Source organism: Pseudomonas sp. FW215-R2, from assembly GCF_058789255.1.
This window is the reverse complement of record NZ_JBYTBO010000001.1, coordinates 13,829-29,259: the sequence shown is the minus strand read 5'-3', so window position 1 is coordinate 29,259 and position 15,431 is coordinate 13,829. Positions and strand designations below refer to the sequence as shown.

17 protein-coding genes are annotated in these 15,431 nt (G+C 62.1%); 10 read left to right on the top strand and 7 right to left on the bottom strand.

What is annotated here, in order from left to right:
• Positions 1-78 precede the first annotated feature (78 nt).
• Positions 79-1,422 (top strand): type VI secretion system Vgr family protein, encoded by a 1,344-nt coding sequence (locus AC3WRD_RS00145; RefSeq protein ID WP_102620078.1) that lies wholly within the window; start codon positions 79-81, stop codon positions 1,420-1,422.
• Positions 1,419-2,213, top strand: a complete 795-nt coding sequence (locus tag AC3WRD_RS00140) for a DUF4123 domain-containing protein (protein ID WP_102620077.1) — start codon at positions 1,419-1,421, stop codon at positions 2,211-2,213. Before AC3WRD_RS00145 ends, AC3WRD_RS00140 begins: the two co-directional genes overlap by 4 nt.
• A gap of 19 nt (positions 2,214-2,232) precedes the next feature.
• On the opposite strand, the gene AC3WRD_RS00135 is transcribed toward AC3WRD_RS00140, so the two are convergent.
• Both AC3WRD_RS00135 and AC3WRD_RS00130 read right to left on the bottom strand, forming a co-directional pair.
• Positions 2,233-3,582, bottom strand: a complete 1,350-nt coding sequence (locus tag AC3WRD_RS00135) for an MATE family efflux transporter (protein ID WP_102620076.1) — start codon at positions 3,580-3,582, stop codon at positions 2,233-2,235.
• Between the two features lie 37 nt (positions 3,583-3,619).
• Positions 3,620-3,913: a hypothetical protein gene (locus tag AC3WRD_RS00130; RefSeq protein WP_102620075.1), complete on the bottom strand. Its 294-nt coding sequence runs from the start codon at positions 3,911-3,913 to the stop codon at positions 3,620-3,622.
• A gap of 145 nt (positions 3,914-4,058) precedes the next feature.
• Here AC3WRD_RS00130 and AC3WRD_RS00125 point away from each other — a divergent pair, with 145 nt between their 5' ends.
• The 5 genes from AC3WRD_RS00125 (at position 4,059) to AC3WRD_RS00105 (ending at position 8,468) form a co-directional block, all read left to right on the top strand.
• Complete coding sequence (locus tag AC3WRD_RS00125; RefSeq protein WP_011332275.1) at positions 4,059-4,361, top strand: MazG-like family protein; 303 nt, start codon at positions 4,059-4,061, stop codon at positions 4,359-4,361.
• The gene (locus AC3WRD_RS00120; RefSeq protein WP_096819729.1) at positions 4,361-5,110 is read left to right on the top strand and encodes a methyltransferase; all 750 of its coding nucleotides are present in this window, start codon (positions 4,361-4,363) and stop codon (positions 5,108-5,110) included. The genes AC3WRD_RS00125 and AC3WRD_RS00120 overlap by 1 nt, the downstream gene beginning before the upstream one ends.
• Positions 5,111-5,122: 12 nt before the next feature.
• Positions 5,123-5,731, top strand: a complete 609-nt coding sequence (locus AC3WRD_RS00115; protein WP_102620074.1) for a DUF4136 domain-containing protein — start codon at positions 5,123-5,125, stop codon at positions 5,729-5,731.
• A gap of 53 nt (positions 5,732-5,784) precedes the next feature.
• Positions 5,785-6,342, top strand: coding sequence for a DUF4136 domain-containing protein (locus AC3WRD_RS00110; RefSeq protein ID WP_096819727.1), 558 nt, complete (start codon positions 5,785-5,787; stop codon positions 6,340-6,342).
• Between the two features lie 137 nt (positions 6,343-6,479).
• Positions 6,480-8,468 (top strand): pilus assembly protein TadG-related protein, encoded by a 1,989-nt coding sequence (locus AC3WRD_RS00105; RefSeq protein WP_102620073.1) that lies wholly within the window; start codon positions 6,480-6,482, stop codon positions 8,466-8,468.
• Here AC3WRD_RS00105 and AC3WRD_RS00100 read toward each other — a convergent pair.
• Positions 8,465-11,212, bottom strand: a complete 2,748-nt coding sequence (locus tag AC3WRD_RS00100; RefSeq protein WP_102620072.1) for a PAS domain-containing sensor histidine kinase — start codon at positions 11,210-11,212, stop codon at positions 8,465-8,467. The genes AC3WRD_RS00105 and AC3WRD_RS00100 overlap by 4 nt on opposite strands.
• Positions 11,209-11,655 (bottom strand): TadE/TadG family type IV pilus assembly protein, encoded by a 447-nt coding sequence (locus tag AC3WRD_RS00095; protein WP_096819724.1) that lies wholly within the window; start codon positions 11,653-11,655, stop codon positions 11,209-11,211. The genes AC3WRD_RS00100 and AC3WRD_RS00095 overlap by 4 nt, the downstream gene beginning before the upstream one ends.
• 75 nt (positions 11,656-11,730) lie before the next feature.
• On the opposite strand from AC3WRD_RS00095, the gene AC3WRD_RS00090 reads away from it, so the two are divergent.
• On the top strand, positions 11,731-12,201 hold the full coding sequence (locus AC3WRD_RS00090) for an A24 family peptidase (protein ID WP_096819723.1): 471 nt from the start codon (positions 11,731-11,733) through the stop codon (positions 12,199-12,201).
• Between the two features lie 125 nt (positions 12,202-12,326).
• A complete protein-coding gene (locus AC3WRD_RS00085; RefSeq protein WP_102620221.1) occupies positions 12,327-13,103 on the top strand; it encodes a response regulator transcription factor in 777 nt (258 codons plus the stop codon).
• 22 nt (positions 13,104-13,125) lie between these two features.
• Here the strand turns inward: AC3WRD_RS00085 and AC3WRD_RS00080 are convergent, their stop codons facing one another.
• The 3 genes from AC3WRD_RS00080 to AC3WRD_RS00070 all read right to left on the bottom strand — a co-directional run bounded on the left by AC3WRD_RS00080 (position 13,126) and on the right by AC3WRD_RS00070 (position 14,133).
• Complete coding sequence (locus tag AC3WRD_RS00080; protein ID WP_102620071.1) at positions 13,126-13,533, bottom strand: response regulator; 408 nt, start codon at positions 13,531-13,533, stop codon at positions 13,126-13,128.
• Positions 13,534-13,596: 63 nt separating this feature from the next.
• Positions 13,597-13,809, bottom strand: coding sequence for a Flp family type IVb pilin (locus AC3WRD_RS00075; protein ID WP_096819713.1), 213 nt, complete (start codon positions 13,807-13,809; stop codon positions 13,597-13,599).
• Between the two features lie 114 nt (positions 13,810-13,923).
• The gene (locus tag AC3WRD_RS00070; RefSeq protein ID WP_255261910.1) at positions 13,924-14,133 is read right to left on the bottom strand and encodes a Flp family type IVb pilin; all 210 of its coding nucleotides are present in this window, start codon (positions 14,131-14,133) and stop codon (positions 13,924-13,926) included.
• A 341-nt stretch (positions 14,134-14,474) separates the two neighbouring features.
• Here AC3WRD_RS00070 and cpaB point away from each other — a divergent pair, with 341 nt between their 5' ends.
• On the top strand, positions 14,475-15,416 hold the full coding sequence (gene cpaB / locus AC3WRD_RS00065) for a Flp pilus assembly protein CpaB (protein ID WP_102620070.1): 942 nt from the start codon (positions 14,475-14,477) through the stop codon (positions 15,414-15,416).
• Positions 15,417-15,431: the final 15 nt, after the last annotated feature.

Below are 15,431 nucleotides of genomic sequence, written 5' to 3'. Positions count from 1 at the left end.
TAATTTGTACTTGGGCTCTCTACTCGGCCATGGCTCTCGGCGAGAATCCCCGGCCGCCCCTCCTGTAGAGAATCGCCCATGTTCGATCCAGCCGACGAGTCGTCGTTTCGTCTCGATGTCGCGGGTCTGTCCGCCCCGCTCGAAGTCCTGGCCTTTACCGGTTGCGAGGCGATCAGCGAGCCTTTTTCGTTCGAAATCGATCTGTTGATCGACGATCCTCATCTCGACCTTGCCGGCCTGCTGTACCGCTCGGCGCGCCTGTGTTTCGGGCCTTCGGGCAACGGCGTGCACGGACAGTTGCAGGGTCTTGTCCAGCACGAGCATGGCCATGGCGCCAGATTGTGCCGGGCGCGACTGAACCCGAAGCTGAGTTGTCTGGGCCTGCGCCATAGCCAGCGAATCTTCAGTGGCCGGTCGGTGCCGCAGATCCTCGATCAGGTGCTCAGGGAGCATGGCATCAGCGGCCACCAGCGCCGGTTCGAATTGCAGGCGGACCACCCGTCACGCAGGTTTTGCACTCAATACGGCGAATCGGACCTGCAACTGGTGCAGCGCCTGTGCGCGCAGTCGCGGATCCACTATCACTTCGAACATGGGCGCGAGAACCATTGCCTGGTGTTCGGTGACGATCCGGCGTTGCTGCCGCAAACGGGGAGGGTGAGTTTCGCGGCGCAGGGGCGTGCGCCGGCGGTGCGCCGCTGGCTGATGCGGGAGCGGGTCCGAGAGCCCGGTGATTACGCCTTGCGGGCCCGAACGGCGCAGGGACATTCCGATGTACCAACCCTGCGTTGCGGTCGGTGGCTGAGTTTGTCCCCGCGGCCGTTTGCAGAGTGCGACACCCACTGGCTGTTGACCCGTATCGAGCACCGCGCCGACCAGACGCTCGAACCCTCCTACAGCAACCGCCTCTGTGCCGCCGAGCACTTGCAGGCGTGTGAACCGGTCGTCGAACGTTCGGCATTGCGCATGGGCAGCCTGCAACGGGCCTGGGTGGTGGCGGTCGACGAGCCACAACCTGATCGCTCGCGGCCGGTCGCGGTGCAGTTCGACTGGCTCTATCAGGGCGAAGGGGCAAAACCCAGCCACTGCTGGCTGCCCTTGGCACCCGCGTTGGCGGATACGACGCTGACGTCATTGCGTGAAGGCGTCGAGGTGGTGGTGAGCTTTCTCGAAGGCGATCCCGAGCAACCGGTGATCAGTGGTGTTCTGCAGCCGGCGGCAACCACTGAGTGCCATGAGGATGACGAGCCGCCGCCACTGCCCGACACCCTGGCGAGTGAAGGCCTGGCGCCATGGCTGAAGACGGGCGAGCCCTTGCTGCTGCTGTGTCTGATGCCGGGAGGCGGCAGTTATCACCACTGCCGGGAGTCGGTGTGCAGCTGCCGACTGGTCGCCGGGTTCAGCCCTGGCGATGGACGATGAGTGGCAAGGCGCCGGGGCAGCGTGCGCAATGGCTGTTGCTGGATGTCGGGCATGCACCGCAGGCGTTGAGCGTATTGCGTCAGGCGTTCTCCGGCGTACCGAGCCTGAAGCTGTTTGACGGCACGGAGTTTCAGCCCGTGTGCGAGCAGGGGCCGTTGTTGGTCGATCTGCGCGATTGCCCGGTGTTGTCGGCGTTGTGTCACACAGACCCGCAGACCTGGTGCGGGCTGCTGCTGGGCAGTGATGCCTCGAGCGAATCACTGCGTGAACATTTGCAACGGATGCTGACGGTTTCTGTCGGCCTGAATCATCGTGCGCTGCTCAGTTACTACGACCGGCAGACCGCCAGTTACTTTTTCGACGCCTGCGATGCCCGCCAGTTGAGCCGCTGGCTCGGGCCGATCAGTTGGCTGCGCTGGTTCGGCGGCACCTGGGCCGACCGGGCGAGCGGCAGCCTGGGCTGGCAACAACTGCGAAATCCGGGACTGGCCATCGAGCCACTGAAGATTGAACAGGGGCTTACCCATCATCAACGTGAGCGCCTGCATCGCTGCCTGCTGGAGCAACATATCTGGCGCTGGAGCCAATCGACGGGAACCGATTACCGCACGTTGTCCTCCCACGTTGAACAGGGCCTGACTTTGGGTTTCAGCGAGCGGGCCGTGCTGGACGACTGGTTGTGGCTACGCTTGCAGCATCCCCGGGCAGAACTGGTGCAACCGCCACAAGGATTGACCCAGCAAGAGCGGCTCGACCATCTGCGTCGACGCTGGCAGAGCGATCCGGAGTGAGGTGCTCCCCTTCATCGCCTCAGTGAACGGTGCCGACAAACCAGCCGTCGTTGCGCCGCAGTCGCCACGCCAATGTGCCGAGGGTCAGGCTGCGCAGCACCATGAACAGCAGGAATGAAATCCACAGCCCGTGATTGCCCAGCCCGTTCAACGCCCAGGCGAACGGCACCAGCAGAGCGACCGTCAGCAGCATGCCGTTGCGCATTTCCCGGGCGCGGGTGGCGCCGATGAACAGACCGTCGAGCAAGTAGCTCCAGACCGCAATCAACGGCAGGACGGCAAGGTAAGGCAGATAGATGAACGCGGTGTCGCGCACGCTCTGGATATCGGTCTGCATCTCGATGAACAGGTGCCCGGCAAACAGGAACAGCGCGGCAAAGCCCAGGCTCGCGAGCAGTGACCAGCCGCCGGCCACCACCAGCGAACGGCGCAGGGCGAGGCGATCGCGGGCGCCGATGGCATGCCCGCACAAGGCTTCGACCGCGTGGGCCAGACCGTCCAGGGCATGGGCGGTCAACAGCAGGCCGTTGAGCAGCAGCGCGTTGGCCGCGACCGTAGCGTCACCCAGCCGTGCGCCTTGCACGGTGATCAGGAAAAACACCGATTGCAGCGCCAGGCTGCGGATGAAGATGTCGCGGTTGACCCCCAGCAGCGGTCGCCAGCTCTGCCACAACCTCAATGCCGCCCAGACGATGTGCCCCGGATAGGCGCGCAGAGCCTTGCGGGTCAGCGCCAGGCCAAGCAGCGCACCGCTCCATTCGGCGATCACCGAAGCCCGGGCCGAACCGACCACGCCCCAGTCCAGACCGATGACGAACCACAGGTTCAGCACGATGTTGATCAGGTTGGTCGTCAGCAGAATCGCCAGCGGCGCCCGGGCGTTCTGGGTGCCGAGGAACCAGCCGACCAGCGCATAACTGGCCAGCGCTGCCGGCAGGCCGAACAGGCGGGTGTGGAAGAAGTCGCGGGTCAGTTGATTGAGCTCTGGCGACGGTTGCATGAAGTGCAGGGCGACGCCGCTCAGCGGCACGCCCACGGCACCCAGCAGCAACGCCAGCCCCATCGCCAGCAACAGACCTTGCAGCAGGATCTGCCGCAACGCCGCACCATCGCTGCGCCCGGCAGCCTGCGCGGCGAACCCGGTGGTGCCCATGCGCAGGAAACCCATGGCCCAGGCCAGAAAGGTGTACAGGCTGGCCCCGACTGCCACCGCGCCCAACTGATGGGCGTGAGGCAGGTGACCGATGACGGTGCTGTCGACCAGCGCCACCAGCGGCACGGAAATGTTGGAAAGGATCATGGGGGCGGCGAGGGCCCAGACCCGGCGATGGGTCGGGCGGTCGCGCCAGTCGGCGATCAGGTTGGACATGCGGGCTCCTTGGGGAGCGGCATTGTAGCGGGTGGGGTCAGTGAATGATCCAGCTCAGCAGCCACAACCCCAGCAGCAACCAGATGATTCCCGCAATGATCGACGCATTCATGAATGCGCGGATCGCCGACCACAGCAGCATCAGGCCGACGATCAGCGCGATGATGCTGATGATCGAAGTGTCCATGCCCAGGGCCTTCGCCAGCCCGTCGACGAAGTTGCCGCCGGCATTGCCCAAGATGTTGAACAGGCCGCTCAGGCCGTCGACGATGAAGTGGATGATCGAGCCGAGCGCCTGGCCCAGCCATTCGAAAAAGCTTTCTACCTGCATGTTTGCATCCTGATGAAAGAGCTGAGCCTTGGGCCGCGCCGGGGGCGGCCGAGTTCCCTGCAAGCATAGAGGGTTTGCCGGGTGGTGGCTGCCCCTTGCCTTCGCGCAGCATCCCCCCGAAGCTATACGCCTTCAGGAGAAAACGATGAACCTTGTTGAACTGACCGAACGCCTGCACGCCATTCGCGACCGCAATGACTGGCGGCAATTTCACAGCCCGAAAAACCTGGCCATGGCTGCCAGCGTGGAGATGTCCGAGCTGGTGGAAATCTTCCAGTGGCTGACCGAAGACCAGTCGCGCGAATTGCCCGCGGACAAACTGGCCCATGCCGGCCAGGAAGTCGGTGATATCGTCCTCTATCTGTTGCTGCTGTGCAGCGAACTGGGGCTGGACATGAATGAAGTGGTGCGCAGCAAGCTCGCCGACAGCGAACGGCGGTTCAGCTGATGAGCGACCGTCATTTCGATCAGTTGGCGACCCGTTTCGCCGAGAAAATCTACGGCGGTGCCAAAGGCGCGATCCGCCTCGCGGTGTTGCAGGCGGATCTTGCCGAAGCCCTGCCGGATCGCCCGTTGCGGGTGCTGGACATCGGCGGTGGTCTTGGCCACATGTCGCTGTGGCTGGCCGAGCGTGGGCACGACGTGACCTTCACCGAGCCGGCCGAGCCGATGCTCGAAGGCGCGCGTCAGCGTTTCGCCGAGGCCGGGCAGACCGCAACGTTCATTCAGGCGCCGTGGCAGGAGCTGCTCGGTCAACTCACCGAACCCTATGACGTGGTGATCTGCCACGCCGTGCTCGAATGGCTGGCCGAACCCCACGCGATCCTGCCGGTGCTGCATCAACTGACCAAGCCCGGCGGCTGGCTGTCGCTGGCGTTCTACAACCGTGATGCGCTGGTTTATCGCAACCTGCTCAAAGGCCATTTCAAGAAAATGCGCAAGAACGACATGGCCGGCGAGAAGCAGAGCCTGACCCCGCAGCAGCCGCTCGATCCACGGGAGCTGGCCGCGCAACTCGAAGGGTTGTGGCAGGTCGAAACTCAGAGCGGGGTGCGGGTTTTCCACGATTACATGCCGGTGGAATTCCAGGCCCGCGCCGAGTTGATCGATTTGCTCGAGATGGAGCTCGCCCACCGTCGTCACCCAAGCTTCGCCGGGCTTGGGCGTTACTTGCACTGGATCTGCCGGCCGATCTGATCGGAGCGTGAAATGAAAGGTCATTCAGGGTTACTGCTGATCTGTCTGGGGTTGGCCGCGTGTCAGGGCAGCAATCCCTATGTGGCGCAGTCGCGGCCATTGCCGCCGGCACCACCGCAAGCCGCGACCACCTTCGATCGCAGCGCCTACCCGGCACCGCCAAGGGATTACGGGCGCTATCGCAGTTGGGCGTGGCTCAATGGGCGCTTGCCTCCAGGCAGCGCTTGGGCGGACTCGGCGCAAGTGGCCGAGGCGGTGAGCAATGCGCTGGACCAACGTGGCTTGCGCCCGTTGCATGACAATCGCCCGGCCGACCTGTTTGTCAGTGCCAACCTGAGTCTGGAAACCCGCTTGCGCCAGGTCCAGGACGATTACGGGTACGGCGGATACGGTGGTTATGACCGTTACGGCCGAGGCTACGGGATGTACAACACAGTGCCGATCGTACGCACCTATCAGGAGCAGGTCGTGGTGGTTCGAGTCGATCTGTTCGATGCCGGCAGCGGTCAGCCGGTGTGGAGTGCCAGCGCCGAAACCGGCACCCAGGGCAACCAGAGTGACCGGGCCGATGCGATCCGGGAGGCTGTCGAAAAGGCAATGTCGGCGTATCCTCCCAGTTAGCTTCCTGCCAATGAGAAGCTCCCCAGGTTCATGTCTTCCACCGGAGAAAAACCATGTTCCGCCGTCTCGCTTTACTGGCCGTGGCCGCGCTGCTCAGTGCGTGCGCCGCGAACCAGGTCAATCATGACTTCGACGCCAGCCGCGACTTTGCCGCCTACCGCAGCTGGAGCTGGAAAGAACCCGCCCTGCAATACCGTCCCGACGACCCACGGATCAAGAGCGACCTGACCGAACAGCGCATCCGCCAGTCTGTCGCCGATCAACTCGACCAGCGCGGCCTGCGTCCGGCCGCTGCGGGCAGCAAAGGTGACTTGAATGTGCAGACCTACCTGATCGTCGAGGATCGCCAGCAACAGGTGACCACCAACTACGGCGGCGGTTGGGGTGGCCCGTGGAACGGTTACTGGGGCGCACCGATGTACAACGAAACCCGCAACATCACCTACAAGGTGGCGACCATTCAGGTTGATCTGCTCGACGGCAAGGACGGCAAACTGGTGTGGCGCGGCAGCGATGAACAGATGCTCAGTCGCACGCCGAACCCGGCGGATCGCAGCAACGCCATTCGCGAGACGGTGACGCGAATCCTGTCGAACTATCCACCGCGCTAAGCCAGTGCAAAAAACGGGAGCCATGGGCTCCCGTTTTTTTTGCATGGCGCGTTGCCAGCAGTCTCGTTGTGCCACGTCTACACTGACACCCACCCATGGAGGTTGCGCCCGGCTGTGCGCCGGCAAAGGAGTGCGCCATGTCGCGTCATTCACAGTGTGGCGGCCCGGCCCGGCAGCGGGGGGCCATCGGCTTGATGGCGGCTGCTACCCTCAGCCTGGCGCTGATACTGATGCTGCTGGTGGTGGATACCGGCCGGTTGTACATGGAGCAGCGCAAACTGCAGCGACTGGTGGATACCGCCGCCCTGGAAGCCGTCAGCCGTGGCGGCAATTGCCTGCCGGGACTCACCGCCGCCAGCTACGCCGGGCAAAGTGCGACCCGCAACGGTTTTACCGCCGATGCCAACAACGTCATCGTGGTCGATTGCGGCACCCTGGTGACCGCCGCCAGCGGCCTGCGTACGTTTACAGTGGATGCCACGCAATCGGCGGCGGTCAAGGTCGCGGTCAACCACACCGTGACCACCAGTTTTGCCGGGGGCGTGCAGGCGCTGTTCAGTAGCACGCCGGTCAGTCTCAACACTGTGCTCTACGCCTCGGCGGTGGCCGCCCTGCCAAAGCCGACCGTCGCCCAACTGAATATCCGCAGTAACCTGGCCAGCATCAACACCGCCCAGTCGAACATCCTCAACCCGCTGTTTTCCGGGTTGCTCGGTGGCAACGTCAACCTGACGGCCCTGGGCTGGAACGGCTTGCTCAACACCGACATCAACCTGCTCAGCTACCTGAATCAACTGGCGATCAACCTCAACGTGGCTGCTGGCAACTACACCCAGTTGCTCAATACCCAGGCCACGGTGACGCAACTGATTCAGGCCGCTGTCTCGGTGGTGCAACTCAATGGCGCGACAGCCGACGTGATCACTGCGTTGGGCCAGCTGCAAGTGGCGGCAACCAATGCCGCGCCGGTAAAGCTCGGTGACATCCTGCAACTGCAGACCGGCACCACGGCGGCCGGACTCGACGCCAATCTGCAATTGCTGCAACTGGTTCAGGGGGTGATTCAGTTGGCCAACAGCAAAAGTGCGGTGGCCGCGACCTTGCCGATCAGTGTGCTGGGGCTGGCGAATGTCACGGTTAGGGTCAAGGTCATCGAGCCGCCGCAGTTCTCGGCGATTGGTGATCCGGCGCTGGCGAAGGCCAACCCCTTGGGACCGAACCGGATTTATGTGCGTACCGCGCAGATTCGCACGATGCTCTCAGTGAATCTGCCGGTGTTGGCCGGGGTGACCGGGCTGAGCAACGCGGTATTGGGTTTAGTCGGCACTCTGAGCACGACCGTCAATCAGCTGTTGACCCTTAATCTGGTCTCGTTGGCTAACTCACTCCTTTGCCTCAGTTGCCAACGAATGGACCCGTTGTTGTTGCAGTCACCGACAATCGACATCAGTCTGGATGCCGGCGGCGCCATCAGCTACGTCACCGATTACAGTTGCCCGACCGACAACACGGGCACCAAAAGCCTGACGGCCCACACCATCACTTCGGTTGCCGACCTCAAACTGGGCAAGATCGACCCGACCAACGCGTTTTCCTCCTCTGCCGAACCCACGGTCACCCCGTTGCCTCTGGTGGACCTGGGCATTGTGACCTGCCATACGATTTTGGGCATTGGTGGCTGCGATCCGAGTACCCACGTTCAATACGCCGCCGGCGGCATTGCGATCATGGTCAACACCAGCGTGGTGCAGAATACTCAGGATCTGGTGTTTTCCAGCGGCACGCCGTTCCCCACGCCGCCAAACCTGAAACTGCCGCCGAGCGTGATTTCCGCTGCGCCCTCCAGCAACATCGTCAACAGCCTGGCGAGCACCCTCGCCGGGATCAATCTGATCGTCTACCAACCGGTCGGCAGCAATCCCCTTGGCGCCGTTGTCGCTGGCGTGGCGGGTCTCATCAGCAGCGTCACGGCGATCCTGCAGCCGCTCATTACCAACCTCGTGAGTCCGCTGCTCGACCCGCTGCTCAACAATTTGCTCAGCGGGCTGGGGATCAATCTGATGGATGTCGACGTCGGCGCCAACATGACCTGCGGCCAGACCGGCAAGGCGTATCTGGTGATCTAGTCGTCGGGGGCGATCGGCAGTTCGATGCAGAACCGTGCGCCGTCCACCGAGTTGCGCACACTGAGGTGGCCGCCCATGTTGTCGATGATCCCGTAACTCACCGACAACCCCAGACCGGTGCCGACACCCACCGGTTTGGTGGTGAAGAACGGTTCGAAAATCCGCTCCAGCAGTCGCGGGTCGATACCGCCGCCGTTGTCCTCGACCCACAGTCGTATCTTCGACTCGTCACGTTCGGCATAGATCGAGATCCAGGGTTTGAACCCTGAGTCGGACTCACGCTTGCCCAACAGCGCATCCCGAGCGTTGACCATCAGGTTGATCAATACCTGCTCAAGCTGATCGACATAACCGCGTACCTGAACCTCAAACGCGGTTTCACTGATGCGCAAATCCACGCCTTTGCCACGCATGCCTTCGGCCAGCAGCGACAGCGTGCCTTCGATGGCGCTGGCCGGGTTGAACAGTTGCTGCTCGATCTCGGAACGGCGGCCGAACACCCGCATGTGGTCCACAACCTTCGCGGCGCGCTGGACCTGCGCGTCGATGCGGTTGAGTTTGTCGGTCAGGTAATCGATCTGCACATCGCCGTTGCTCAGGCGCTTCTGCACGTTGACGATGGCCATGCGCATGACGTTCAGCGGCTGATTGATTTCGTGGGCGAGACCTGTGGCCATTTCGCCGAGGGTGGCCATTTTCGCGCTTTGCGTGAGTTGTTGTTGGGAGCGGCGTACTTCGGTGTTGTCGCGGCCCACCGCCTGCACTTCGATCAGTTTTCCGTGCTCATCGAACACCCCGCGATCCGACCACACCCACCACGCATGTTCGCGCCCCGGCAATTGCAGGTTGATTTCCGCGGTGCTGACGGGTGATTGCGGGGTCAGCAACGCCAGGCGCTCAACGAAGGCGGCGCGCTGAACGTCGGACATCCAGCTGCCCAGATCGACGCCCGCCAGAGCTTCCGGGGCGCATTCCAAGTACGTCGCCAGCGGCCGGTTGCCGAACGTCAGAATGAGGTCCGGGCGATAGCGGCAGATCATCGCCGGCGAGTCTTCCACCAGAATCCGGTAGCGTTCTTCACTCTGTCTGACCTGTTCGGCGGCCAGCGTCGCTTCGGTGACGTCCAGCCACAAACCGACGGCCTCCACCGGCAGGCCGAGGTCATTGCGCAACAGCCGGGCTTCGTCGAGCAGCCAGTGATAATCGCCGCGACTGTCGCGCAACCGATAACGGGCGCGTACCGAGCCTTCGCGCAGCAGTTGTCGGGTCCGTTCGAAATACAGGGCCCGGTCATCCGGATGAATCCGCTCTGCCAGCGCGCTGGCGTCGCAGTCTTCCAGGCTCCAGCCCATTAACGGTTGCAGACTGGCGCTGAAGAACGCTGGCAGCAAGGCCCCTTCGACGTAGTGCTGGACGTAAATGACCGCCGGCGAACTGGCGATCAGGTTGTCCAGCCGCGCATGGGCTGCAGCGGCCAGTTGCTGCTGGTTCTTGATGTCGCTGATGTCGAGCATGAAACCCACCAGCCGGCGGTGATCGCCGGTGCCGGTGACTTGCCCCTGAAGGCGATACCACGCCGGCATCTGACCGGCGTCGGGATGATGCAAACGCACGCACAGGTCGAGGATTTCCCCGTGCAGTTGCAGGGCTTGCAGGCGGCTGCGGACTTCTTCGCGGTCAGCGGGATGGATCAGCATCAGCCAGTTTTCCAGCGTCAGTGTCAGCCTGTCCTGTTGCAGGAGGGCGGCCAGCGTCGGAGCCAGATGAATCTGGTCGCCATTGCCGATTTCCCACCAGCCGGTGCCGAGCAATGTCTGCAAGGATTCCAATCGCTCCAGTTGCAGCTGATGCTGCTGTTCACGCAGGCGCCCGAGCAGCGGCCCTGCCAGTGCACCGGCCAGCATCAGCCAGTCGCGATCGGTCAGATACGGCGCGGTCTTGTCCACCGCATAAAAGCCGCAGAGCAACCACGCCATCACGCCTCGGTCATCGCTGTAAGGCACGGCGAAACCTTCGGCATTGCCGAACAGGCCCTGGACCCGTGAGTGTTCATACTGGCCGTAATGCGCACCCAGGCGCTGCGGGCCGGTGCCATTGAGGCTATCGAGCGGCGTGCCCAGACGCTGGCCGTCATGCCACAGCGCCGGTGCGTCATGGGCGTGGAATTGCTGGTGGATCAGCCAGCCCTGTTCCTGTTCATCGAGCAGCGCGAGTGCCAGGCACGGGATCTGCCAGCGCTGGGCGATCACTTGCAATTGTTCGCTGACAAGCATCGGCAATCGTCCCAGGCTGCAGCTGCGCAACTGTTTGCTGATCTGCTCGGCGATCAGATGGCACGCTTCGCGCTGACGTGATTGCTGGCGCTCGAGCAACAGGTCGGCAATGTCCATCAGTTGCAGCAGCCAGCCACTGCCCAGCGGCTGGACCCAGCCCCGAAGGTGCAAGGTCTGGTCGCTCAGGCCTGGGAAATCCAGATCCAGCAGTTGCCCTTGCCAGTCCAGCGGCCGGCCCTCGATGGCCAGCGTGCTGTGAGGCAGCAGGTAGTCGTGCAGTGGCAACGGTTTGTCACGAGGCGTCTGTTGCGCCAGCAGCAGGCGCAGCGGGCCGGCCATTTGCAACACGCCGCCTTCGCTGTCGAGGTGGATATGCAGGCCCGTCAAAGGCGAACCGAGCACGTCCGGCAAATCGTTGGCGAGCATGCCCCGCTTCATCAGGCGGCCGAGCAGGTTGTCACCCGGGGTCAAAATTTCAGGCTCGAGATGGCGGTCAGGTTGGTGGGCAGGCTGGGCACAGTGCCGACGCCCGGCAACACCAGAAACGGGATGACCTGATTCAGTTTGCTGACCGGGTAATTGACGCTGACGGTGAGGGTGCCAAGTGTCGGGTCATAGACCGCTGACGTATCAGTGCCGACCACCACATTCAGTGACGACGGCAGCACCGACAATTGCTGGGTCAACGCAGCATTGGCGGTACTGACCAGCACGGTCGAATAGTTGGGGATCGTAGGATCGACCGCTACGGCGCGGCGTATCGCTTCGGCCGTGACCTGGTTGAACGTCTGCATCAACACAAACGGCAGGCTGTAGCTGACGAGGCCGTAAAACACCGCAAAAAAGATCACGAATACCAGGGCGAACTCGATCGCCACCGCACCTTTTTGCGCCTTCCGAGAGCCGGTTTTCATCCGTGCGTCTACCCTGACAGTCACTGCGTAGTATCAGCATAGAATCATTCAGCAAAAACGGACGGTTTTTACCGGATGCAAAGTCTTGTCCTACTGATCTGGCTGGCGGTCTGCGCGGCACAGGATGCCCGGCAACGACGGATTGCCAATGCCCTGACCCTGGGTGTCGGCACCCTTGCGCTGGTTTATCTGGTGTATTTCGGCACCACCTGGATGGGCGCCGAAGCGGGGCAGGGCGGTTGGGCTTGTCTGGTGGCACTGGCGTTCACGTTGCCCGGGTATTTCATGGGTCGAATGGGCGCCGGCGATGTGAAATTAATGACAGCTCTTGGCCTTGCGACGGACGGCACGTCGCTGCTCGGGATTTTTATCGGTGCCGGCGCGGCGAGCCTGATCTGGATTCTGCTGGCGCCAAGAGTCTGGCTGCATATGAGTCAAGGGCTTAGGCATCGTCTTCGATATATGGCGCCATCGATGTCAAAAAAGCTGCCATTTGCGCCGTTCGTGCTGATCGGGTTTTTACTTGCACTACCCTGGATCCATTAGTCGCTAAACGCCACTAGTCTTATGTACATAGTCGGAAAGTGCGTCTACTTTCAAAGGTACTGGTTATACGGCCAACGGCTGACAGTACAGGAATGGTCAGTTTTGGCCTGGGCATGGAGTGGCACGTGAACAAGCTTACATCTGCGGTAAAAGTCCTCGTTGTCGATGATCAGCCTCTGATCGTCGAAGAACTCTGTGAATTTCTCGAGAGCAGCGGCTACCGCTGTGTTCCGTGCGAGTCCAGTAAAGAGGCGATCGAGCGTTTTACTGACGACACCGCGATCGGCCTGGTGCTGTGCGACCTGCACATGCCGGACATGGACGGCATTCAGCTGGTGCAGGAACTGCAACGGCTGGCCGGCAAACACCGGGCGTTCGAAGCGATCATGCTCACCGGCCGCGCCGACAAGCAGGACGTGATCAAGGCGTTGCGCGCCGGGATTGCCGACTACTACCAGAAACCGGTCAATCTGGACGAGTTGCTGGAGGGTCTGCAGCGTCAGGAGGTGGTGCTGCAGGAACGGCAGAAAACCCTGCAACTGGGGCACTTGAATCAGAAGCTTCAGGACCTGTCGTCGTCCATCGATGATCTGTACCAAGATCTGGACAAGGTTCGTCGCGGCCCTGCGCCCGTCAGTAACGAGGTGCCGAGCGAGGCCGATGCACTGGAGATCCCGGCGATCTTCAATCAGCTGTCGCCACGGCAACTGGATGTGGCGCGCCTGGTGGGCAAGGGCCAGACCAATTATCAGATCGCGTGCGAGTTGGGCATTACCGAGAACACCGTGAAGCTTTACGTTTCGCAGGTGTTGCGCCTGACCCACATGCATAACCGCACGCAGTTGGCGTTGGCGTTGTCGCCGGGTAACTCCGGTTTGCGTCAGCGAGTGACCGCACACTGAGACAGACTGCCGGGTAATCGCTCTACCCGGCATTCACCTTCGGTTTTGGAAACAGGTTGTCGAGGGTTTCCAGCAAACGCACGTGATAGATCGGCTTGCGGAACAGGTCCAGCACCTGCAACCGCAGCATGTCGCTCACATCCTCCATGTCTGCATGTCCCGATGTCACGATCACCGGCAGATGCTGGCGCGAGGTGTGTTCGCGCAAGCGCTTGATCAACGACATGCCGCTTTCCTCCGGCATGCGCAGATCGGTGATTACCAGGGCGATATCGGGATGGCGGGTCAGGTGATGCAGGGCGAGTTTCACCGAGGTCGCGGTATGACAGACGAAGCCCTCACCCTCCAGCAACTCCGCCAGCTCCAGCAACGCGTCCTCTTCGTCGTCAACCAGAAGCAACTGTTGGCGGGGCAGTGAGGAAGCAGTCATTGGGCAATCCCTGAGAAACTGAAGGTGGGTCCGAGTGTAGTGTGAGATTTACCAACCATCGAGTCAGGGCAACTGCGTCGGCGCAGTCTGTGACGAACCGCCCAGGGCCACGAGGATGTTGTTGAAGATCGCGAACACCTTGCCACCAACCGGCGTCACGAACACCACGACCACCACCGCGACCATTGCCACCACAATCGCGTATTCGATAGCCGACGCGGCTTCGGTACTCGTCAGAAGCAACCGGGCACGCATCATCAAGTATTCAAAGAGCATGAGAGTTCTCCTTACATGCCAGGGGCTGCCGGGCACCGGAAAGACAATGGGCGGGCAATGCCTGCGCGCTTTTTTCTCGGCAGCCGGCAGGCATGGATGGAGAGAAGGACTCGGTCAGGGGATGGTGGGTTTGGTCGGAACCGTACCATTCAGCGAGGTCATTATCGTGCTGAAGATGTTGTAGACCTTGGTGCCCATCGGGGAGACGAACACCACGACCACCACCGCCACCATGGCTACCACAATCGCGTACTCGATAGCCGATGCTCCTTCATCGCTCTTGAGGAACAGCCGCACCCTGGCCGCCAGATAGTCGAGACTCATACGAAACATACGTCTACTCCTTCGCGCCTTTGGCGCTGATGTCACGCGACAGCGGCAAGGTTCCACCGTGCCATTTGAGCATTGTCAACAAACTCCCTCCCAACAACTGTAAGAACGAACTAATCACAAAGGATTAGTCGCTTCGTCATTTCCGGTATTTCGACTGCTATTTGGCCAACACCCATACTTTCGTAGGTTATTTGCCCGCCAGTAATGGCGTTTTGGCTTGTTTCAGCTAGCTTGGAAATAGCGAAATAGTTGGATGTTCATAGCTGCCTGATTGCGATGTTCCCTTGGTAGGAAGTGCGGGCTGGTAGTGCAGCAGGATAGGGAGAGCCGTCATGAACAGTCGTGTCACCATGGGCCTTGCCGCCGTGCTTTTACTGGGGGCCATTGTTGTCGGGTATTGGGGCCTGGTGCTCAGCCGGCAACCTGCTCCGGTTGCCGAGGCACCCGTGCCGGCGGTGGTCACCGTCGAAAAAACCGTCGCTGCCGCCGAAGACCAGACCCGCCAGCCAGTGGTGGTCCTGGTGCATGACGTCCCGCCGTTCACCCCCCTCACCGCCGCCGACCTGGCCGTTGAAAAACTGCGCAGTGCGCCTGCCGGCAGCCTCGGCACCATCGAACAGGTCGTGGGCCGTACGCCGTGGCGCCACCTGAGTGCCGGGACCTGGCTCAACGATGAAAGCTTCGAGGCCGGCGGAACGCTGGCGCGCATGATCCACCGCGATGAGCGCGCGCTGGCGGTGTCGGTCGATGAAGTCATCGGCGCGGCCGGGCAACTGGTTCCCGGGGATTACGTCGATGTGCTGCTGTTCCTGCGCCAGGACGCCAGCAACCCGCAGCAGTCGGCGCAGATTGTGGTGCCGGCCATGCGCGTGCTCGGTGTCGGCGAGCAGTATGGCCTGACCAATGACGGTCAACCGTCCTCCCCGGCGCTGAGTACCGACGACAAGATCAAACAGGATCTGCGCCGGATCGCCGCGCGCACCGTGGTGCTGGCGGTGCCCGAACAACTGCTGAGTCGAATGATGCTCGCCACCCAGGTCGGGACATTGCGCCTGGCGGTGCGCAGCAGCGAAGAACAGCGCTTGGCCAAGTATTGGGCCGGCGAAAGCCAGGCACCGGACAAACTGGTTGCCGCCAACAGCCAACTCTTCCAGTTCACTCAGCTGGCGCTGGGGACTGCGCCGAAAGCGCCACCGAGCGGCGACCACGCGGGTGCGATACGGCCTGCGGTGGAAGTGATTCGCGGCAATCAGATCAACCAACAAAATCCATGACTGAGCAAGGATCCA